This window comes from Formosa sp. F44 (assembly GCF_056238645.1).
On record NZ_JBWDLJ010000004.1, the window covers coordinates 442,095 to 463,188 of the forward strand.

16 protein-coding genes are annotated in these 21,094 nt (G+C 34.9%); 13 read left to right on the plus strand and 3 right to left on the minus strand.

All coding sequences use genetic code 11. The features are described from left to right. The first annotated feature begins 64 nt into the window (after positions 1 to 64). From AC0UBM_RS14520 to AC0UBM_RS14560, 9 genes are all read left to right on the plus strand, one after another. Positions 65 to 2,983 (plus strand): CBM96 family carbohydrate-binding protein, encoded by a 2,919-nt coding sequence (locus AC0UBM_RS14520; RefSeq protein WP_475689100.1) that lies wholly within the window; start codon positions 65 to 67, stop codon positions 2,981 to 2,983. Positions 2,984 to 3,248: 265 nt separating this feature from the next. Further along, the gene (locus AC0UBM_RS14525; RefSeq protein WP_475689101.1) at positions 3,249 to 4,844 is read left to right on the plus strand and encodes a sialate O-acetylesterase; all 1,596 of its coding nucleotides are present in this window, start codon (positions 3,249 to 3,251) and stop codon (positions 4,842 to 4,844) included. Positions 4,845 to 4,863: 19 nt separating this feature from the next. Continuing rightward, positions 4,864 to 6,312: a glycoside hydrolase family 30 protein gene (locus AC0UBM_RS14530; protein WP_475689102.1), complete on the plus strand. Its 1,449-nt coding sequence runs from the start codon at positions 4,864 to 4,866 to the stop codon at positions 6,310 to 6,312. 585 nt (positions 6,313 to 6,897) lie between these two features. Beyond that, positions 6,898 to 8,529 (plus strand): GH39 family glycosyl hydrolase, encoded by a 1,632-nt coding sequence (locus AC0UBM_RS14535; protein ID WP_475689103.1) that lies wholly within the window; start codon positions 6,898 to 6,900, stop codon positions 8,527 to 8,529. Between the two features lie 10 nt (positions 8,530 to 8,539). After that, the gene (locus AC0UBM_RS14540) at positions 8,540 to 9,286 is read left to right on the plus strand and encodes a DUF6250 domain-containing protein (protein ID WP_475689104.1); all 747 of its coding nucleotides are present in this window, start codon (positions 8,540 to 8,542) and stop codon (positions 9,284 to 9,286) included. A gap of 59 nt (positions 9,287 to 9,345) precedes the next feature. Beyond that, complete coding sequence (kduI, locus tag AC0UBM_RS14545) at positions 9,346 to 10,188, plus strand: 5-dehydro-4-deoxy-D-glucuronate isomerase (protein WP_414036956.1); 843 nt, start codon at positions 9,346 to 9,348, stop codon at positions 10,186 to 10,188. A 16-nt stretch (positions 10,189 to 10,204) separates the two neighbouring features. After that, complete coding sequence (locus tag AC0UBM_RS14550; RefSeq protein WP_414036955.1) at positions 10,205 to 10,996, plus strand: gluconate 5-dehydrogenase; 792 nt, start codon at positions 10,205 to 10,207, stop codon at positions 10,994 to 10,996. Position 10,997: 1 nt separating this feature from the next. Next, on the plus strand, positions 10,998 to 12,188 hold the full coding sequence (locus AC0UBM_RS14555) for a DUF4861 family protein (RefSeq protein ID WP_475689105.1): 1,191 nt from the start codon (positions 10,998 to 11,000) through the stop codon (positions 12,186 to 12,188). Positions 12,189 to 12,260: 72 nt separating this feature from the next. Further along, positions 12,261 to 13,232: a type I phosphomannose isomerase catalytic subunit gene (locus AC0UBM_RS14560; protein ID WP_434035605.1), complete on the plus strand. Its 972-nt coding sequence runs from the start codon at positions 12,261 to 12,263 to the stop codon at positions 13,230 to 13,232. A gap of 80 nt (positions 13,233 to 13,312) precedes the next feature. On the opposite strand, the gene AC0UBM_RS14565 is transcribed toward AC0UBM_RS14560, so the two are convergent. The 3 genes from AC0UBM_RS14565 to AC0UBM_RS14575 all read right to left on the minus strand — a co-directional run bounded on the left by AC0UBM_RS14565 (position 13,313) and on the right by AC0UBM_RS14575 (position 15,420). Beyond that, a complete protein-coding gene (locus AC0UBM_RS14565; protein ID WP_414036952.1) occupies positions 13,313 to 13,732 on the minus strand; it encodes a DUF2147 domain-containing protein in 420 nt (139 codons plus the stop codon). 13 nt (positions 13,733 to 13,745) lie between these two features. Then, on the minus strand, positions 13,746 to 14,414 hold the full coding sequence (locus tag AC0UBM_RS14570; protein ID WP_475689106.1) for a hypothetical protein: 669 nt from the start codon (positions 14,412 to 14,414) through the stop codon (positions 13,746 to 13,748). A gap of 268 nt (positions 14,415 to 14,682) precedes the next feature. Continuing rightward, positions 14,683 to 15,420, minus strand: a complete 738-nt coding sequence (locus AC0UBM_RS14575) for an NUDIX hydrolase (protein ID WP_414036950.1) — start codon at positions 15,418 to 15,420, stop codon at positions 14,683 to 14,685. 299 nt (positions 15,421 to 15,719) lie between these two features. Between AC0UBM_RS14575 and AC0UBM_RS14580 the strand changes: the two genes are divergently transcribed. The 4 genes from AC0UBM_RS14580 (at position 15,720) to AC0UBM_RS14595 (ending at position 20,793) form a co-directional block, all read left to right on the plus strand. Next, positions 15,720 to 17,435, plus strand: a complete 1,716-nt coding sequence (locus AC0UBM_RS14580; protein WP_475689107.1) for a purine-cytosine permease family protein — start codon at positions 15,720 to 15,722, stop codon at positions 17,433 to 17,435. A 4-nt stretch (positions 17,436 to 17,439) separates the two neighbouring features. After that, complete coding sequence (locus tag AC0UBM_RS14585; protein ID WP_475689108.1) at positions 17,440 to 18,936, plus strand: mannitol dehydrogenase family protein; 1,497 nt, start codon at positions 17,440 to 17,442, stop codon at positions 18,934 to 18,936. After that, positions 18,937 to 19,818 carry a carbohydrate kinase family protein gene (locus tag AC0UBM_RS14590; protein WP_475689109.1) on the plus strand — a complete coding sequence of 294 codons (882 nt, stop codon included), beginning with the start codon at positions 18,937 to 18,939 and terminating at the stop codon, positions 19,816 to 19,818. It begins immediately after the preceding gene. Positions 19,819 to 20,046: 228 nt separating this feature from the next. Further along, entirely contained in the window at positions 20,047 to 20,793 is a 747-nt protein-coding gene (locus AC0UBM_RS14595; RefSeq protein WP_434035610.1) for a porin family protein, read from the plus strand. Positions 20,794 to 21,094: the final 301 nt, after the last annotated feature.

A 21,094-nucleotide genomic window follows, 5' to 3' on the forward strand; every position in this document is an offset into this window, starting at 1 on the left:
ATAGTACAATGACTTACAATCGTTGTAAGTTATTTATTTTTTTAACAACCTAACTTTTAATTTTATGAACAACAATTTTACTAGACTGGACCTAACCAATCCATCTTTATTTAAGAAAAAACTCAGTGTTATCGTTCTACTGTTTTTAGGCGTATTTACTGTGCAAGCACAATTTGTGCATCCAGGAATAACACATAAGAAATCAGATTTAGACAGAATGAAAAACATGGTAAACGCCCAAGTAGATCCTTGGTATACGTCTTATCAAGAAATGGTTACCGATTCAAAATCGAGTTACGATTATGTCGTACAAGGAGATCCTTCATTTACAGAATTAGGAAGAGATTCAGGTGTGAATTACGGCGCATGGAATAGCGATATTCGTGCGGCCTACTATAATGCTTTGAGATGGTATATAGAAGGCGATAGTAAACATGCCGATAAAGCCATAGAAATTTTTAAAGCTTGGTCTAATCTAACTTCGGTTACCAGTGGAGGAACAGAAGCATTAAGTGGAGGTATTGCCTACATTATGATTGAGGCAGCCGAAATTATTAATAGCACTTATTCTGGATGGAACGAAAGCGATGTGCAAGCGTTTAAAGACATGTTGGTGTATCCAGGATATTCTACAACTACAGTTCCAGACGATATTAGAAGCAATACTACATTTTATTGGAGTTCGTATTTAGGAGATCCTGTGCGTCATGGAAACCAAGGTTTATCGGGATGGAGAACCATCTTAGCTATGGGAATATTTTTAGATAACGAAATTATGTACGATCGTGCGCTACGCTATGTACAAGGACTGCCTCACCGTGCAGACGATTTACCTTATCCTGCTGGGCCTAATACTAGTAATGCTGTAACGGCATCAAATGATTATGCAGATACATATAGTATAACAAGGGGTTATGATATTGAAGATTATGGCTATAATGAGGTCATGACAAACTATATATGGGATAATGGTCAGTGTCAAGAAAGTTCACGCGATCAGCAACACACCATGTTTGGTATGGGCTTGTTAACATCTATGGCAGAAATGGCATGGAATCAAGGCGACGATCTGTATAGTTTTACTAACGACAGGTTGTTACTTGGATTAGAATATAATATGAAGTATAATGTATCGGCAATAGAGTCGTACGACGATCAGACTACACCATGGGTGCCAACAGTAAGCTCGGGAGAATTTAGAGAAGGATTCGATAGAACGGGGCGCTGGTATTCTAAAGCGATTAGTCCGGATGGAGCAGGTGATTTTCCAGGGATACGCCCAGTTTTTGAAATGCCTGTAGCGCATTATTACGGACGCGGATTTAAAACCGAGGAGGACGTAAAATGGATTACGCGTGCTAGAGATAAAGCCATCGAATTATCGAGTTACGAAGCCGCAGGATGGACTAACGATGCTTTAGGTTGGGGAGCTTTAACAGCAAGACGACCAATGTTATGCTACGGAGATCCTATAGTTGGTTTTGATGCTTCAGGTTTACCTATGTATGCTATGCATGATATTTCAAATCCGATTGAAGCTGAAAATTTTGATTACGATCCCATTAAAAACGGAGAAGGTAGAGTGTATCACGATCTAAGTGCTACAAATACTGGAGGTGCATACAGAACATTTGATGGTGTAGATGTAGAAGAATTGGGAGACGATAATTTTAGTGTTACAAGCATAGAGTCGGGAGAATGGTTAACCTATACCATTTCGGTGCCTGAGACTGGATTGTATAGTGTTGCTGTAAATTACGCTGCGAATCAAGCAGACGGAACTATGAAATTAACTTTTGGAGGTGAAGATAAAACAGACGCTATTGTAATGCCGTATGGCGCTCCAAATTCTACCGGAGATTCAGATTGGAAGTCATTTACAGTTGCAGAAGATATCTTACTAGAAAAAGGCGTGCAAAGTCTGAAAATTTCATTTGGAGGGACTTCAGAAGCTTTTAAATTAGATCATTTTACAATCACTCAAACCGGTACGGTAAAGGAAGATCAAGAGATTCAATTCTTCACGTTACCGTATAAAGTTGTAGGAAGCGAAGATTTCGATCCTATGGCAACTTCTAGTTCAAATTTAGCTGTAAGTTATACAAGTTCTAATGAATCTGTAGCAACAATCGTAGATGGTAAAGTTCAACTTGTAGGTGTCGGAACGACTACAATCTCGGCAATTCAAGAAGGCAATGATGCCTTTAATCCTGCTCCCGAGGTTACTCAAGAATTAAACGTTGTAAGCCAGATTGGTGGGACTATGAATGTAATTGTAGATGCAGACGCCTATGTACACGAAGGAAAAGCAAATGATAATTTTGGAGCGGTAACTAGTATGGTAACCAAAGTAGATGCGCGTTATGTGTATTTAAAATTTGATTTAAGTGCAGTGCCTGGTCCTATTGTTTCTGCAAAATTAAGAATGTATCAACGTACACGATACGAGGATATTCGTGTGATTTATGATGTGGAAGATGACAGTTGGGTAGAATCTGAAATCACCTGGAATAACAAACCTGATTACACTAACGAACGCTCTAGCGTAACGACTATTCCATCAACTTGGAGTGAATGGGATGCATCGTCTTATGTAGCTCAAGAATATAACGACGATAAAATCATTTCTATGGCTGTAAAAGATCCTTCAAATAGTGGAATTGGTATAGATTGGTATAGTAAAGAATTCGAAGATAATTTACCGCCTCAATTGGTTATAGAATATTACGATGAGTCTTTAAGTATTGATACTAAAAATGTTTCAGTGGGTATTTTTCCAAATCCAGTGGCTCATGGATTTGTTGTTACAAATAGCGTAGGCGCAGATTTAAAAATCTATGATATCGTTGGTAAGTTAGTTCTTCAAAAACAAGTTGAAAACGAAAACCAATCGATAGATGTAAGTACTTTAAATGGCGGGATTTATTTCGTTAATGTGAATAATAATGGGAATATTTCAACTAAAAAGATAATAAAAGAGTAGTTTAAATACATCTCAAGTAATAAAGCGGGTAAGTGTAACAGGTGTTATGCTTATCCGTTTTTTTATGCTTAAATATTATCTTCTGAGTCAAAGAAAATTTTCAAAAATAAATACGATTAGAGCCTTAAAAGGGGCGTGAGCATTCGCTTTACACAGGGGGATATAAAAATGAATCATCATTTATAACTTATGAGCGATTAGTTATAGTTAATATTTTAAGTTTTTATCAACTTGCATATAGAACTTCTAACTAAAATCTAAACCTATGTCTTCTTATTTTAAATTTCTAATTTTTTTAATAGGTGTCTTGCCACAATCGGTCTTGGCAGATGTTACATTAAATGCTCTGTTCACAGATCATATGGTGATGCAACGAGAAACCAAAATGCCAATCTGGGGATGGGCAGATGCTAATGAAAATATTGAAATTGTAGGTAGCTGGGGAGAAAAGGCTTCAGTAACTGCAGGAGCAGATGGCGTATGGAGAACTACTTTAAAAACACCCAAAGCAGGTGGTCCGTTTCAAATCGTCATCACCGGAAAAAATAAAATTGTAATAGACGATGTGTTATCTGGTGAAGTGTGGTTGTGTACCGGACAATCTAATATGGACTTTGCATTAGCTAAATTTTTAAATGATTCAAGAGAGCCACAATATCAGCCTTTGGTGGAATATATTAGAGATGAGGTTGCACATGCAAACGACAATCAATTACGCCATATAGAAGTGCTTCAAAATACTTCACTTTACGAAAAACAAACAACGTTTAAAGGGCAGTGGGTGAGTGCTCAAGGTGAAGATGTGAAAAAAATTACGGCTACAGGGTATTTCTTTGCTAAAGAATTGCGAAAAGAATTAAATGTACCTGTAGGCTTAGTAGAATGCTCTTGGGGAGGTACTCGTGTACAACCTTGGATGTCTGAAGATACCTTCATGGCAGACGAAGAGCTAAAAACATATTTTAAGAATAATAGAAAAGAAATAAAGAAAACCATCGAAATTATGGAGGCTCCCGAGTATGTCGATACCGTTTATCAGAATAAGATGGCACTTTGGAAAGAAAACGGAGAAAAGGGGCGTGCTCCAAAACCAACAAAAAATCCTAGAAACGATATGCAATTACCTGCAACCTTGTATAACGGTATGTTAAACGCTGTTATTCCATATGCAATAAAAGGTGCAATTTGGTATCAAGGCGAAAGTAATGCGGTATATATGCCTAACGCATATGAACAGTATTTTACAGCCATGATTAAAGGTTGGAGAGCCGATTGGAATCAGGGTGATTTTCCGTTCTACTGGGCGCAATTAGCAGGATGCCTGCGTGCAAATGAAACAGCAGATAAAGGCTGGGCAACGGTTAACGATCAATTGCGAAAATCCCTAAATGTACCTCATACAGGTATGGCTGTTTTACACGACATTGGTGAGGCTAAAGACATACATCCGCATAATAAAATAGATGCAGGAAAACGATTGGCATTACTAGCGTTAAAAAATGATTATGGGGTGAAAGTTCCTGTTTCAAGCGGACCATTATATAAAAGTAAAACCGTTAAAAATAACAAAATCATAGTTTCATTTACAGAAATAGGATCGGGTTTAATGATAGGGAAGAAGCATTTATTAGAGAATACGGTGCCTACTAAAGAGCCTCTAAAATGGTTCGAAATTCAAGATAAAGATGGTACTTGGCACACTGCAGAAGCTAAAATTATTAAAAAAAATAAAGTTGAGGTATGGAGCACGACTGTAAATAATCCCGTTAATGTGCGGTATGCGTGGACAGGGTATCCGGAAGGTGCAAATTTGTATAATAAAGAAGGATTGCCAACAGCGGCCTTTTCATCAGAAAACTAACCTATTTTAATGAATTATTATGATAAGATTTAACTGTAATAAAACACCCCTAAAATACCTACTATTAATCGCTGGGGTCTTAGCTTGTAATACGCTTGTAGCCCAAAAAGTAGATTTAATTTATACCACGTCATCCGAGCATTGGGTAGAAGCAAAACGATTTTTAAAGAAAAATAGTGAGGCGACTGCAGATATTACCGTTTACACCGATCAGAAATTACAAAAAATTGATGGTATTGGTGGTTCGTTTAACGAGTTGGGATGGGAAGCACTTCAGAGTTTAGGAGCTCAAGAACAACAAGACGTAATGAATGCTATATTCTCTGAAGAAGGTAGTAATTTCTCTATGTGTCGTATGCCTATAGGTGCATCAGATTATGCTTTAAGTTACTACAGTCATAACGATGTTGCAGAAGATTTTGAAATGCGTGATTTTAATATCGATCGCGATCGTTACATCTTAATGCCTTATATTAAGGCGGCGTTGGCCATTAGGCCAGATTTGCAGGTTTGGGCATCACCTTGGTCTCCTCCAGCATGGATGAAAGTAAATGAACATTACGCTATGCGAGGTGGTGATTTTGAAAATGCTACCGATGGAAATAAATTAGTATCGGGTGGCGAGATATTAAATAATGCCACAGGATTTAAAATGCAAGAACGCTATCTAAAAGCATATGCTTTATATTTTTCAAAATTTGTACAAGCTTATAAAAATGAGGGTATTCTGCTCGCAGCCATCCAACCACAAAATGAAATTGCTTTTCAGCCCAATTGGCCGTCTTGTACGTGGAGACCGGAAGATATGGCTTATTTTATCCACGATTTCTTAGGACCGCAATTTCAAGCTGATAAATTAGATACCAAAATTTGGTTAGGAACTGTAAATTCTGGAGATCCCAATTATGTAAAAACGGTATTAAATTATAAGGATACTTCTAAATATATTGATGGTGTAGGATTTCAATGGGGCGGAGCTAAAGCGATTCCAACGATTCATAAAGAATTTCCAGATTTAAAACTGATGCAAACCGAGAATAAATGTGGCGAGCATGAAAACGACTGGACATCTGTAGAGCGTTCCTGGAACGATTTGGTTCATTATACTAATAATGGAGCGGGTTCGTATATGTATTGGAATATGATATTGGATGAAACCGGTTCGAGTGCTTGGGGCTGGCCTCAAAACTCGATGGTTGTCATTGATAAAACATCAAAAAAGGTTACTTATACAGACGAATTCTACTTGTTTAAACACTTATCTCATTTTGTGCAACCTGGAGATTTTGTACTAAAATCTTCTAAAGGTAAAAACCACTTGGCCTTTCAGTTAAAAGATGGTCGCGTCATGGTATTGTTAAATAATAAAGAAAACGTCTTAAAAACTATTAACCTTAAAGTAGGAAACCATATAGTAGGTGTAGAGGTACAACCAACATCTATCAATACAATTATATTCAACAACTAATTTAGTTTTAAAACTAAATCGTTTATTTAAAAGAGAGCGAAAAGAATCATATTCTTTTCGCTCTCTTTTAAATCAACGATTTAGTTTTAAAACTAAATCGGTTATTTAAAAGAGAGCGAAAAGAATCGTATTCTTTTCGCTCTCTTTTAAATCAACGATTTAGTTTTAAAACTAAATCGGTTATTTAAAAGAGAGCGAAAAGAATCATATTCTTTTCGCTCTCTTTTGTGCTTAAAATACAATATCCTACGGTTTTAAAATAGTGAAATCGAATCGCTAAAAATATAAATTTTTTTAAGAGATAATAGAGCGTTGTTTTATGAGATGGATGCTAGTATTTTCTTCGCGATAAAACGTTCCAAATTTAGTGAGAAGACTATAAAATTTTTCTTTGTCATTGACTATAAACCCTTGTTTTTAGTGAAATGGGCCATAAGTTATCAGCTATGAATGATGGTTTATATTCTGTAACAATATTTTTTTTGAAATTGCGATTAAAATCAATCAGACCTAAAAAAGAACTGAATCTTCAGTGCGGGTAAAATTAAATTCATTTGGAATTAAAAAAGCTAACGTAATTAATATATGAATTCATTTAAAAAAATAATTTTCGGTGTGGCATTCAGCATTTCTATGATTTGTCAAGCTCAAAATGTAAAAGTAGACGTTAAGCAGTCTGGAGAAACGTTTGATCATTATTGGAGTAAGATGGTTGGTGCTGGTCGTGCTAACGAAGCGTTAAGAGCGGGATGGTTAGAACAAATGGAACAAGTTCAGGAACAATGTGGTTTTGAATATGTCCGTTTCCACGGGTTATTTCACGACGATATGTTTCCTATAGTTATGGAAAAAGGAAAACCAGTTTATAACTGGCAATACATTGATGATGTATTTGATAGGCTTTTGGATATGAATGTTAAACCTTTTGTAGAACTTGCATTTTTACCTTCGAGTATGGCGGCTAAAGATTCTAAAACGGTGTTTTGGTGGAAAGCTAATATTACACCTGCAGATGATACATTTGAAAAATGGCATGATTTAGTTGAAGCCTTTACACAGCACTGTGTAGATCGTTATGGAATTGAAGAAGTATTAACATGGTATTTCGAGGTGTGGAACGAGCCTAATCTATATCCATTGTTCTGGGATGGTACAAAATCGCAATATTTCGAAATGTATAAGCAATCTGCAATAGCTGTAAAATCTGTAGATCAACGTTTAAAAGTAGGAGGGCCTTCTACCAGTAATTTTGTACCAGACGAGCGTTTCGCAGGAGAAGTAACTAACGATAAGGTGTCTGAGGCTGTATTTGCTGCAGACGATATTAATGCTTTAGATTGGAAAGGTGTGTGGATAGAAGATTTTCTTGATTATTGTGAGAAAGAAAATCTTCCTGTCGATTTTGTGAGTACGCATCCTTATCCCACAGATTATGCTTTTAATCCTGAAACAGGAAAAGGAAGAGGTTTAACACGTTATGTAAATTCTCTAAAATTAGATCTAGAATGGTTAAATGAAACCATTTCTAAAAGTGCATATCCTAATGCCGAAATTCATTTAACCGAATGGAATACGAGTCCGAGTAGTCGTGATGCAATGCATGATAGATTGCCCGCTGCAGCATATATAGTGAAGTCTAATTTAGAGTGTATTGGGTTAACTAATTCGTTAGCGTTTTGGACTTTTACAGATATTTTTGAAGAAAAAGGAGGTGCGGCAAGTATCTTTCATGGTGGTTTTGGAATGATAAATTATCAAGGTCTTGTAAAGCCGTCGTACCATGCGTATCGTATGCTTCACCAATTGGGAGATCAAAAAATTTATAAAGATGATTACCTATTCGTCAGTAAAAAATCTACCGATGGAAAAATTGTTGCACTAGCTTATAATTATCCAAAAGAGTACGAAAATGCTGTACCTGCGGGGTCGGATAAAAGAGAAAAAGGAACATCTAAAAAACTAGATTTCAGTTTAACCGGTTTAAAAGCTGGAGCACATTTCGAAATTGAAATCTTAGATAAAGATCATGGTAATATTCATAATTATTGGGAAGATATGGGGAAACCGGAACCACCAACTCGCGAGCAAATTAAAACGATGAAAGCCTATGCCAACACTATGAAAATGGATCATGTAAAGGCTGATAAAAATGGGGTGTTAAAAATCAATCAGGACCTTACGCCTTGGAGTGTTGTTTTAATAAAAGAAATTAATTAAAAAGTTCGTTATGAAAATTTTTAAAACTAATAAATCAATACAACCTATAGGAGTTTTGGCGCTTGCATTAGTATTTTTTAATGCCTGTAGTAATGCAGATAAGACCATGACGATACATGACAAAACGGTAAATGCTACGTTAATTTATGAAGATAATTTCGACTCTGGTTTAGAGGACTGGAAAGTAGAACAAGTAGCAGGCGGTACAGTAGAAAACAAGGCTAGTAAACTAGAAATTGACGATGTTGGAGGTTGTACGGTTTGGTTAGATAAGAAGTTTAAAGGTCCGATAATGATAGAATACGATGTGCTTATTATTCAAGACGGCGGACCTAACGATCGTGTATCCGATTTAAATTGTTTTTGGATGGCGAACGATTCAGAACATCCATCAGATTTATTTGCTAATTCTGAAGCTCGAGGTGGTAAATTTTCAAACTACGATAGTTTAAAACTGTATTATATGGGAGTTGGAGGGAACGATAATAAAACAACACGTTTTAGACGATATACGGGAGATGGCGAACGTCCTTTACTTCCGGAACACGATTTAAGTGATAAAAAATTTATGCTAGAACCTAATACACCTTACACTATCAGGTTGGTAGCATATAATGGTATAATTCAGTATTACAGAAACGATGTTTTATTGGTAGATTTTGAAGATAAAGCACCTTATACAAGTGGATATTTTGGATTGAGAACTGTAAAGAATCATATGACAGTAGATAATTTTAAAGTCTACCAATTGGATTAGTTTACATGCAACTTTAAACAACAAACTATATAAATTATATTAATTTAAAACATAAGAGAATGAGTACAAGCTATGAAACCCGTTATGCATCGAGTCCGCAAACTGTAAAGAAATACGATACCCAAGAATTGAGGAACGAATTTCTAATAGATAATTTAATGCAAGAAGGACAGGTTAATTTAACCTATACACACTACGATCGTTACATCGCAGGATCTGCAGTTCCAACATCTAGTGCTTTAACCTTAGAAACTATCGACCCTTTAAAAGCATCATTTTTCTTAGAGCGTAGAGAGTTAGGAATTATTAACGTTGGCGGAAGTGGGTCTGTAACAGTAGACGGTACTAAATATGAAATGGGATTAAAGGATGCCTTGTATGTTGGTATGGGAAATAAAGAGGTTGTATTTGCTAGTGACGATGCTAGTAGTCCTGCAAAGTTCTATTTAAACTCGGCACCAGCACATGTTAACTTTCCAACAAAAAAAGTAAGTAAAGCCGAAGCTAATAAATTAGAGTTAGGGTCTTTAGAAACGGCAAATCACCGTACCGTAAACCAAATGATTATTGGAGGTATTGTAACAACATGCCAATTACAAATGGGAATGACAGAGTTAAAAACGGGAAGTGTGTGGAATACTATGCCTGCTCACGTTCACGATCGTAGAATGGAAGTATACTACTATTTAGATATTCCTCAAGATCAAGCCGTGTGTCATTTTATGGGTGAACCTACAGAAACGCGTCACATCTGGATGCAAAACGATCAAGCTGTAATTTCTCCACCATGGTCTATTCATTCAGGTTCAGGAACTTCTAACTATACCTTTATTTGGGGCATGGCCGGAGAGAATCTAGATTATAACGATATGGATGTTGCTAAAATAACTGAATTAAGATAATTATATATATACTAGAATGTCAGTAAATTTATTCGATTTAACAGGTAAAACAGCGCTAATTACAGGAGCTGTTCACGGATTAGGAATGGCTATGGCTAAAGGTTTAGCCAATGCTGGAGCTACAATTGTAGTAAACGATTTATCGCAAGCAGCGATAGATAATGCTTTAAAAGAATATAAGGCCGATGGGATAGATGCTCATGGGTATGTGTTTAATGTTACAGACGAGGCTCAAGTTATTGCCGGTATAAAACAAATAGAAGACGAAGTAGCTCCTATTGATATATTAATCAATAATGCGGGAATTATTAAAAGAATCCCAATGATTGATATGTCGGTTGAAGATTTTTCGGCTGTCATTAATGTGGATTTAATTTCTCCATTTATTGTATCTAAAGCAGTTGCAAAAGGAATGATTGCTAGAGGTGGCGGAAAAATTATTAATATCTGCTCGATGATGAGTGAGCTAGGACGTGATTCTGTAAGTGCTTACGCTGCTGCAAAAGGTGGTTTAAAAATGTTAACAAGAAACATGGCTACCGAATGGGCAAAGTTTAATATTCAAACCAATGGTATTGGACCAGGATATTTTGCTACCTCACAAACAGCTCCAATTCGTGTAGATGGTCACCCGTTTAACGACTTTATAATTAGCAGAACACCAGCAGCAAGATGGGGAGACCCAGAAGATTTACAAGGTGCGGCTGTGTTTTTAGCCTCAAAAGCGAGTAACTTTGTAAATGGACATGTAGTATATGTGGACGGTGGTATTTTAGCCACAATAGGAAAACCTTCAAACGAAGATTAATATGAAAAATGGTTTAATATTTTCTTGGGTAGTTGCAGCGTCATTATTGGTGAGTTGTGGTTCTAAAGAAAAAGAAAGTACGTTAATTACAGTAAAAAACAACTTAGAATTATCTCGTAGTTTTGAAACGGTAGAGATTTCTAGAGCGGATGTAACGCTAAATGAAGGCGAACGTTTTGAAGATTTTAGTGTTCAAGATGCGGCTACAAAAGCGATATTAACCTCTCAGTTTGTAGATGAAGATTTAGATGGAACCGTAGATGTATTATTGTTTCAGCCGGAACTCGACCCAAATTCAGAAAAACTATATGAATTGGTCATTGCAGATTCTTCAGTAAAACAGGATACAACGGCATATTGTTATTCTAGATTTGTTCCAGAACGTACAGACGATTATACGTGGGAAAACAATAAAGTTGCATTTAGAACCTATGGTCCTGTAGCTCAGAAAATGGTGGAAGATGGCGTGCCAGGAGGTACTTTATCTAGCGGGATAGATTTATGGTTAAAAAAAGTAGAATATCCTATTATTAATAAATGGTATGCTAGAAATGCTATTAAAGCAGGCGAATATCATATCGATTATGGTGAAGGTTTAGATAATTTTCACGTAGGATCTAGTCGTGGAGTGGGTGGATCGGCTGTAAAAGTAGATACATCGTATTACATTTCTACAAATTTTACAGACTATAAAACCATTACAACCGGTCCGATTAGAACAAGTTTTGTTTTAAACTACGCCGATTGGGATGCGAATGGACAAACCATTTCTGAAGAAAAACACATTTCTTTAGATTACGGTAGCAACTTCTCAAGATTCGAAATTCACGTAAAGGGAACAGACGAATTATCTATAGGTTTAACGTTACATGACAATAAAGGTACTGTAACCGAAAACGTAGATCAAGGATGGATTGCATATTGGGAATCTGAATATTTCGATTCTGAATTAGGAACAGCAATAGTGGCTAAAAGGGACGATATGATTGCTTCAGAACGTTATGTAACGGATGAAAAAGATCGTAGTAATTTATATAGTCAACTAAAAGTTAATAACAATAAAGTTGTATATTACGCTGGTTTTGCGTGGAAAGAGTCTAAGCAATACCCGACTAAAGCGTTGTGGGAGCAACATATACAAGAATTTTCGGAAAAAGTAAATTCACCTTTAGAAGTAACCTTTAATAAATAAGAATATAACACAAAAAAGAAGGTTTCAAAATTTAGGTTTTGGAACCTTTTTTATTTTAATTAAATAGAATACATGTCATTATATCCATTAAAATTCACGCCTCTTTATAAATATAGGATTTGGGGAGGAGAAAAACTGAAAACGGTATTACACAAAGATTATCAAGATGAAAGTATTGGCGAGTCCTGGGAAATTTCTGATGTTAAAGGAGACAAAACAGTTGTTAGTGCTGGTGTTTTGGAAGGTAAAACGCTAGAGGAATTAACCACAGAATTTAAATCAGACCTTGTAGGTGCCAATGTGTATAAATTATTCGGAACAGAATTTCCGTTGTTAATTAAGTTTATAGACGCAAAAACACCACTATCTATTCAGGTACATCCGAGTAATGAAATTGCTAAGGAACGTCATAATTCGTTTGGTAAAAACGAAATGTGGTACGTCATGGAAGCCGAAAAAGATGCAGAACTTATTGTAGGTTTCAATCAGAAAGTAGATAAAGCATCGTATGTAAAAGCTTTAGAATCGGGGAAAATATTAGATGTTTTAAACAACGATACCGTAGCTAAAGGCGATACTTATTACATTCCAACAGGACGTATTCATGCTATTGGTTCTGGGGTGCTGTTAGCCGAAATTCAGCAAACATCAGATATTACATACCGTATATACGATTACGAACGTGTAGATGCAACCACAGGAAAAACTAGAGAATTACATACCGATTTAGCTGTAGATGTAATAGATTATAGTGTTCAGGATAGTTATAAAACAGATTATAAAGTTTTAGAAAATGAAACGAACACCTTAGTTCATTCACCATATTTTAAGACGAATATTTTATCAATTAATGGCAAAATCGAGAAAGATTACACAAATCTGGATTCTTTTGTGATTTATATCTGTGTAGAAGGAGAACTAGAATTACAGTGGCAAGGTATCGATTACCAATTAGTAAAAGGAGAGACTTTATTTTTACCGGCTTCAATTAATCGCATAGATTTAAAGTCGGATAAAGCAGTAGTTTTAGAAGTATACTACTAATAGTAAGTATGCTATTTTAATAGAAACGGGTGATTAAATAGTATTTAATCACCCGTTTGTTTTTTAGAAGTGGGACACCTTTATTGTTTTCTAATCCAATATTGTGTTCTTCCTAGAAGCGCAACGCCCATATAACCTCTTACTTTTAGTTTATTATCATCTACCAGTTTTAAATAACAACTGTACACATCGCCAGATTCGGGATCTAAGATTGTACCATCGTTATATTCTTTACCATCTTTTTTTATATCCTCTATAATAACCAAACCAATCATAGGTTTGTCTTTTTTATCGCCCTCGCAAGCCGTGCAAACAGAGTCTTTTTCTCCAATATATTTATTTACTATTTTGGCAAAATAGGCGCCGTCGTTTTTATAAATTTCAATAAGCGCTTTTTTTTCATTGGTCTTATCATCGTAAGTTTCCCATTGACCAATTATACTTTGACTTGTAGCCGAAAAGCTTAAAGACATGAATACGAGAATAAATAAATGTTTCATAATTTTAGTTTGTTTAGGTTGTGTGTTCTAATTTTTGATTTAATAATTCCATATACGATTTACGAGCGGTTAACTCTTGTAAAGTCGTTTCAAACGTTCTTGTGTTTTTTAAGGAAGGAAAAGATAACTTATTTTTTGCAATAGAATGAGAAATTAACAAATTGAAATAATTGAATCTTAGAATTATAGTTTGCAGAAAGTCTAGTTTCTGTACCTTGAACCCTAGTTTATTCGCCGTTCTGGTATTTATAATATAGCTTGTACCTTTAATTATTAAATTAGGATCTTCACCTTTTAAGGTTTCAATCAGGTGTAAAAGACCTTGTATGTAATTTTGAAGAATAAAATTTGTGCGTTGCTTCCCATTTAATGTTTTATCGATTACAAATACATAATCGAATAAGCTACCACCATGTATAGTAATTTTACCATTTTTTGGCGCTTCAGATAAAAAAAGAGGTGCATGATATTTAAGCTTTCCGCTAGCTTGCATAGCAGGTACATCTAAAAAGGGAGCAATAATTGAAAGTAGTATTGAAAAGAATAGAATACCAATAAAAAGTAATCCCGTTTTATACGAGATAATAGCCACTAATAAAATAAGCACTAAAGCGAGACTTATTACCAAAGCTTGAATGCGTTTTTGCTCTTTTTTAGATTTTTTGAAAAATGGATGTTCCAATACGTGTTTTAGTTATGATAGTGATTAACTTTCGTAAATATATAAAACTATGTATACGTATTTAGTATGAGAGATTGCAATTTATACCTTGAGTATTTTAAAAAGAGTTGCCCTGAAATATAGGTTTGGCTATATTATATTGCGGTGCACCGTTTAAAAAAAATGACACTGTAAAGATAAATTGTGAAGGATATAGTAGAAAAAAATACAACTTCATTGTATAATCTGCTGTGTTCTTATTACTATAAACGATAAGATGTGGTTGTACTTAAATGCTTATTAGGTAATTTTTCTTGAACATTTTTTCGTAAACGTCTTTGCTAAACATATAGAGTTGTGCAGGTTTTTTAGAGACTCCAACTTGTTTTTCGTCTAAAGGAATTATGTATTTTTTATTAATTAATTTTCGTCTAAAATTACGGTTATCAATTTCAATACCTAAAATAGATTCGTATAAATCTTGTACATCATTAATTGTAAATTTATTTGGAAGTAATTCAAAAATAATAGGTTCGGATAGACACTTGATTTTTAAATCTTCGTAAGCTTCTAAAATAATACTTTCATGATCAAAACCTAATTCCGGTAGGGCATTTACAGGAAACCATTTTGCATGATATTTATTCTGGTTGAGATTAATGGCCTCTGTTTTTATTAAAAAATAGTAAGCTACGGTAATGGTTCGGCTATTAAAACCTTCATTTTTAATCCATAGCTGATCTTTTTCGTTTAATAAACGATCGGGGTCGCCAAAAGCTTTGAATTGTTTTTTATACAAGCTGCTTAAACCAGTTAATTCTTTAAGCGCCCTCGTGGCGGTTTCGTCTAAAGTTTCATCTTCGTTTACATGATATCCGGTTAACACATAGTCGTTGACTAATATTTCAGAATGGGCTGGAGATTCTAAATAACGTTTTATTAATAAGACATTAAGCGTTTTTTCGGTGGTATTGTAACCAAAAACAACACAGTCTACAGAGATGTTTTTTATTTTCTTAGATTCCATATATAATATTTGTTAAACGAATGTAATAAAATTATTGATAATATTTAAATAAACGTTTAAAATACATTATATTGTAGGGTGCATTATTTTGATGTAAAATGGTGTGTAAATATCAATTTAGAATATAAAGAAGTTAATATAGAATATTTTAGCGTTTTATTTTGTCATGTCGATTTTTTGAATAACTTTGAAAAATAATTAAAAGCGTAAAAATGACGTTTGTATGATTTAAACCAAATGGAACTTAGTTTTATTGAATTTTACAACACGATTTAAACAAACTATAATACTAACTGCATATGAAAGCAACTAAAAATTTTCAAGAGTTCGAGGCTATAGACGAAGAGCAATTACCGGTGTCTAAACATAAATTACATGATTGGACACACTTTGCGGGTTTATATGCTGCCGAGCACGTAGCTGCAACAGAATTTGTAATTGGAGCTACATTTGTTGCTTTGGGAGCGACTACTAAAGATATCTTATTAGGTTTGTTAATAGGTAATATTTTAGCGGTGCTTAGTTGGACGTTAATTACGTCTCCAATAGCGGTAGAAACGCGTTTAAGTCTGTATACATACTTAAATAAAATTGCGGGAGATTCTATGACCAAGCTCTATAATTGGGCAAACGTTATTATTTTTACAGTAATTTCTGCGGCCATGATTACCGTTTCTGCAACGGCTGTTCGTTTCGCTTTCGATATCCCTGCACAACTCGATTGGTATCCTACAAATTTATGGTTTGTACTCATAGTATTATGTGTAGGCTTAGTCGTGGTTTCCATAGCAATATACGGATTCAAAGCCGTAACCGAATTCTCTGGAATTTGTGCACCTTGGTTATTTGTTATGTTTATTAGTGGTGCTTTTGTGTTGCTTCCGGCCTTGTCTCTTGTAGATTTAGGACAAACTATTCCTGCAAGTTGGAACGATTTTATAACTTTAGGGAATCATTCTATTTGGACAGGAGTTAATAGTAAAGGAGAAACAGGAATTGGGCTAGTCGAAGTAATAGGGTTTGCATGGGCCGCTAATACCATTACGCATTTTGGCTTAATAGATATGGCTTTGTTACGATTTGCTAAAAAGAAATCATACGGGTTAACAACCAGTACAGGTATGATGTTCGGACATTATATTGCATGGATTTCAGCCGGAATTATGGGGGCAGGTGCAGCTGTTATTATAGGAAAACCTATAGTGGCGCTAGATCCAGGAGATGTGGCTTATTACGCTTTAGGATGGTCTGGATTTGTTATTGTTATTGTGGCTGGTTGGACTACCGCGATAGCTAATTTATACAGAGCAGGTTTAGCCGCTCAAGCAGTGTTTAGAAGTCATTCTAGAAAAAAAGCAACTATGGTTGTTGGTATCGTAACTATGATTGTTGCGTGTTTTCCTTTTGTATTTAGCCAGATATTGCCTTTATTAACTTATGCAGGTTTATTGGTTGTTCCGGTAGGAGGAATCGTATTTGCAGAACATCAAATATTTCCAAGAATTGGTTATACACGATATTGGTTACATTATAAAAAATTAACTTTTAGTACACCTGCAATCGTGTCTTGGGGATTGGGTTTAATATTCGGTTTTGGACTAAATGTAATAGATATTATGCCGTTTTATTACCTGTTTATTCCAACTTGGATATTTACAATAATTATTTATACGGTTTTAGCGGGGCAAAATGGCGCTAAAGATTCGTATCCAACAGAGGAATTAGAAGAAAAAGAAAGACAACATAATATTGAAGTCTATCAGGACGAAAAAGCAACGCATGTTACGAAAACGATAAAGGATCATTCTGTATTCTCTAAAGTGTTAGCAGGAGTTTCTATAGTATCGTTAATAATTACTTTGGTATTGGCTTGTATAGTGTTATTTGGAAGTGCTAATGAATCTATCTATATTGAAAATAGAGACATCTTTTATCGTTATGCATTTGTGTGCACTGTCATCTATTTTGTTACGGCATATTGGAAATTAAAACGAGGAAAAAATAAAAACATATAATATCGTGGAGCATTTAATTAAACTTAATCAGAAAAATTTGGCCAAAGTTGCCAAAAATATACCATGTCCAACTTACGATCGTTCTAAGGTAAAGGCAGGTATTGTACATGTGGGTATTGGTGGATTTCACAGAGCTCATGAAGCGTTTTATACAGATCAATTACTGCACGATGAAGGTAATAATGACTGGGGAATTTGTGGTGTGGCCTTATTAGACTTCGATACTAAAATATACAACACGCTTAAAGAACAAGACGGATTATACACTCTTGTTATAAAAGAGTTGGATGGTACATTAACGAGACGTGTTATAGGCTCTATTGTAGAGTGTTTATATGCACCAGAAAATCCAATGCAGGTTATCGAAAAAATGGCAAGTGCAGATATTAAAATTATTACTCTTACTATTACCGAAGGTGGCTATAATTATAATGAGGCTACAGAAGCTTTCGATTTCGATAATCCGCAAATTCAATACGATTTAGAGCATCCAAGTGCACCTAAAACCATATTCGGATATTTAACTCAAGCTTTAAAGCAACGTCAGAAACATAATCTAGCTGTTACAATTCAGTCTTGCGATAATATAAAAGGTAACGGGGATTTGGCAAAACGCATGTTACTGAGTTATGTTGAAAAGGCCGAACCTGAATTAATGACTTGGATCGAAGAACATGTGTCGTTTCCAAACAGTATGGTCGATCGTATTACACCAGCAACATCGCCGGTAGATATTTCAAATTTAAATGCCGCTACCGGAGTGGATGATGCATGGCCAGTAGTTTGCGAGCCATTTCACCAATGGGTCATTGAAGATGAGTTTAAAGCAGGCAGACCAGCTTGGGAAACTGTAGGGGCACGATTTGTTGAAGATGTGGATCCGTTTGAGAAAATGAAGTTAACGTTGCTTAATGCAGGACATACTGTGTTGGGGGTTTTGGGAGCTTTAAGAGGATGTTCAACGATTGATGAAGCCGTTCATAATAAAGATATTAGAACCTTTTTAAAATTGTATATGGATCTGGAGGTAACACCAACCTTATCCGATTTAGAAGGGGTAGATTTAGACAAGTATAAGGAAACATTGCTTAATAGATTCGGAAATGTTTATATGAAAGATCAAATAGATCGTATCTGTTCAGAGAGTTCTGCTAAATTTCCAATATTTGTGTTGCCAACAGTGAACGCACAATTAGCGCAAGATAAGCATGTAGATTTTGCCGCATTAGTAGTTGCTGCTTGGGCTATTTATAGTTTGGGAAAAGACGAAAATCAACAAGACTTAATTATAAAAGATGTCATGCACGATGCTTTAGCAAAACAAGCACGTTTGGCTAAAGAAAATCCAGCAGTATTTTTAGAATTAGAATCTATCTTCGGAAAATTAAAAACCTCCGATATTTTTGTAGCAGCCTTTACCAAGGCGTATAAAGTCATTTCCGAAAATGGTATTCAACAAAGTGTGATTACATGGAATAAATCAGCTTTAAAACACGGTTAAATGAAAAATATAGTTTGTTTTGGCGAGGTATTGTGGGATGTGTTTCCTACGCATAAAAAAATTGGTGGTGCACCTTTAAATGTTGCTTTAAGATTACAGTCTTTTGGTAATAAAGTGTCTATAATTACCCGAATAGGTGATGATACTAAAGGTGCCGAAATTGCAGATTTTATTAAAGCTCATGGAGTCAATACAGAAAATGTTCAAGTAGATGATGTCTTGGAAACAGGAGCGGTAGATGTGGTTTTAGACGATACTGGATCTGCTTCATATACCATTAATGCTAATCGTGCTTGGGATAATATTCAGCTTACGGAAACTGCTATAGCAAAAACAAAACAAGCCGATGCTTTTATCTTTGGAAGTTTAGTGGCTCGAGATTTAACGTCTCGTGCAACATTATATGCGCTTTTAGATGTAGCAAAATATAAAGTATTAGATACCAATTTAAGAGCGCCTCATTATACTACAGAAGTATTGAGTCACCTTATGAGCGTCGCAGATTTTTTAAAATTTAATGACGATGAAATTTTCGAGATTTCAAAGGCCTTAGGTTTCGAATCGACGTCCTTAGAAGATAATATAGTGTTTATATCAAAACATACCAATACTAAATCTATATGTGTAACCAAGGGATCTCAAGGTGCCATATATTATCAAGACGACACATTTTTCTATAACGAAGGCTATAAAGTAAAAGTAGTAGATACTGTTGGAGCAGGAGATTCGTTTTTGGGTTCTTTAATTACTAAACTACTTAAAGGTACACCGCCGCAGGAAGCCATAGATTATGCCTGTGCTGTAGGGGCTTTAGTGGCGAGTTACGAAGGTGCAAATCCAAAGCTTAACGAAGCTGATATACGTGCATTCATAAATTCTTAATAAATCGGTTAAATAGTGTGAAAAGGCCTCGAGTGTATACTTGAGGCTTTTTTTATGTGGAATAATATCGTTGCGTCTGCACTCTTTTTTATTTATAAAATAGGTTTGGATATTATGGTTTTTAGAGATTTACGACGTTGCATATTATTTTTTATTGAAATAATTAAATTGTTGTTATAGCATATAATATTTTATATTAGTTTTAACATGTATATAACAAAACCAACCATGAAAAAACATACAACCCTTATTTTTGTTTTATTATTCAGTATTTCACAGCTTTCTAATGCTCAGGCAGCTATTGTGGCCATGATTTTTGGTGACAAAGTAGCCTCAGAAAAATTTAATTTGAGTATGGAAATCGGTGTGCCATTTAGTAGTTTTTCTAATGTAGATGACTTAAAAATGCGAAATGGAGTAAACTTTGGAATAGCTGGAAACCTTCAATTATCCGAAAATTGGTATGTAAGTCCTACGGTGTATTTTTTATCGAAAAGAACTTTTCTATTAGAAAATACAGATTTACACTCTAACGACGACTATTTAAATGGTCTTTACATGAACACGAGAGCAAAAACTGTAATTAGTTATACCGATCTTCATGTGTTATTTACATATCAAATAAGTAATTCTAACTTTAGATTTGGTTTAAGTCCGCAAGTTTCATTCTTAAGTAAAGCTAAAGGAACTTACGAAGGGACAGAAGGCGAGTTTACTCAGAAAATTACCGATTTTGTTAATAAAACCGATTATGGTGTAATTGCCAATGTGGGGTACTTTTTAAGATCTGGACACGAAGGAAAAGGTCTCATTTTTAACCTAAGATACTATCAAGGTTTTACCGATGTTTTAAAAGATAACTTCGCAACAGGTAAAAATAAAAGTAGTTATATCGCTCTACACGTTAGTTTACCTTTCTTAACAGACGAATTGGCTGCGAAAAACAAAAAGCCAGAACCTATATCGGAAGATTAAGTCTTATTCCGTCAATCAATCTGCTGTAGCAGTAGTCTTATTTCTATACGTCGTGACTTCTTATATTTATCTAAATGAATAGATGAATTTTGGGGCTACCAAACGACGTGATTAATCGAAATAAAACGCTTGTTGTTTTAGTCTGATGTCATTCTTTTTTTTCGTTTTCTATATAAATTAATGGTGTAAAACGGTCGAAAATTGATGCCTTAAAATGAGTGAAACCGCAAGAGTATTGTCGCATAAATAATAGTGCTAATAGGAATATTTTAACAATCAGGAGTTAATTTTAAGTAATCCG

Bases quoted from the DNA above. Each gene is read 5' to 3' on its own strand.
- AC0UBM_RS14555 (WP_475689105.1), top strand. From the start codon at position 10,998: ATGAAAAATGGTTTAATATTTTCTTGGGTAGTTGCAGCGTCATTATTG.
- AC0UBM_RS14525 (WP_475689101.1), top strand. From the start codon at position 3,249: ATGTCTTCTTATTTTAAATTTCTAATTTTTTTAATAGGTGTCTTGCCA.
- AC0UBM_RS14550 (WP_414036955.1), top strand. From the start codon at position 10,205: ATGTCAGTAAATTTATTCGATTTAACAGGTAAAACAGCGCTAATTACA.
- AC0UBM_RS14565 (WP_414036952.1), bottom strand. From the start codon at position 13,732: ATGAAACATTTATTTATTCTCGTATTCATGTCTTTAAGCTTTTCGGCT.
- AC0UBM_RS14590 (WP_475689109.1), top strand. From the start codon at position 18,937: ATGAAAAATATAGTTTGTTTTGGCGAGGTATTGTGGGATGTGTTTCCT.
- AC0UBM_RS14575 (WP_414036950.1), bottom strand. From the start codon at position 15,420: ATGGAATCTAAGAAAATAAAAAACATCTCTGTAGACTGTGTTGTTTTT.
- AC0UBM_RS14540 (WP_475689104.1), top strand. From the start codon at position 8,540: ATGAAAATTTTTAAAACTAATAAATCAATACAACCTATAGGAGTTTTG.
- AC0UBM_RS14520 (WP_475689100.1), top strand. From the start codon at position 65: ATGAACAACAATTTTACTAGACTGGACCTAACCAATCCATCTTTATTT.
- AC0UBM_RS14560 (WP_434035605.1), top strand. From the start codon at position 12,261: ATGTCATTATATCCATTAAAATTCACGCCTCTTTATAAATATAGGATT.
- AC0UBM_RS14595 (WP_434035610.1), top strand. From the start codon at position 20,047: ATGAAAAAACATACAACCCTTATTTTTGTTTTATTATTCAGTATTTCA.
- AC0UBM_RS14535 (WP_475689103.1), top strand. From the start codon at position 6,898: ATGAATTCATTTAAAAAAATAATTTTCGGTGTGGCATTCAGCATTTCT.
- kduI (WP_414036956.1), top strand. From the start codon at position 9,346: ATGAGTACAAGCTATGAAACCCGTTATGCATCGAGTCCGCAAACTGTA.
- AC0UBM_RS14530 (WP_475689102.1), top strand. From the start codon at position 4,864: ATGATAAGATTTAACTGTAATAAAACACCCCTAAAATACCTACTATTA.
- AC0UBM_RS14580 (WP_475689107.1), top strand. From the start codon at position 15,720: ATGAAAGCAACTAAAAATTTTCAAGAGTTCGAGGCTATAGACGAAGAG.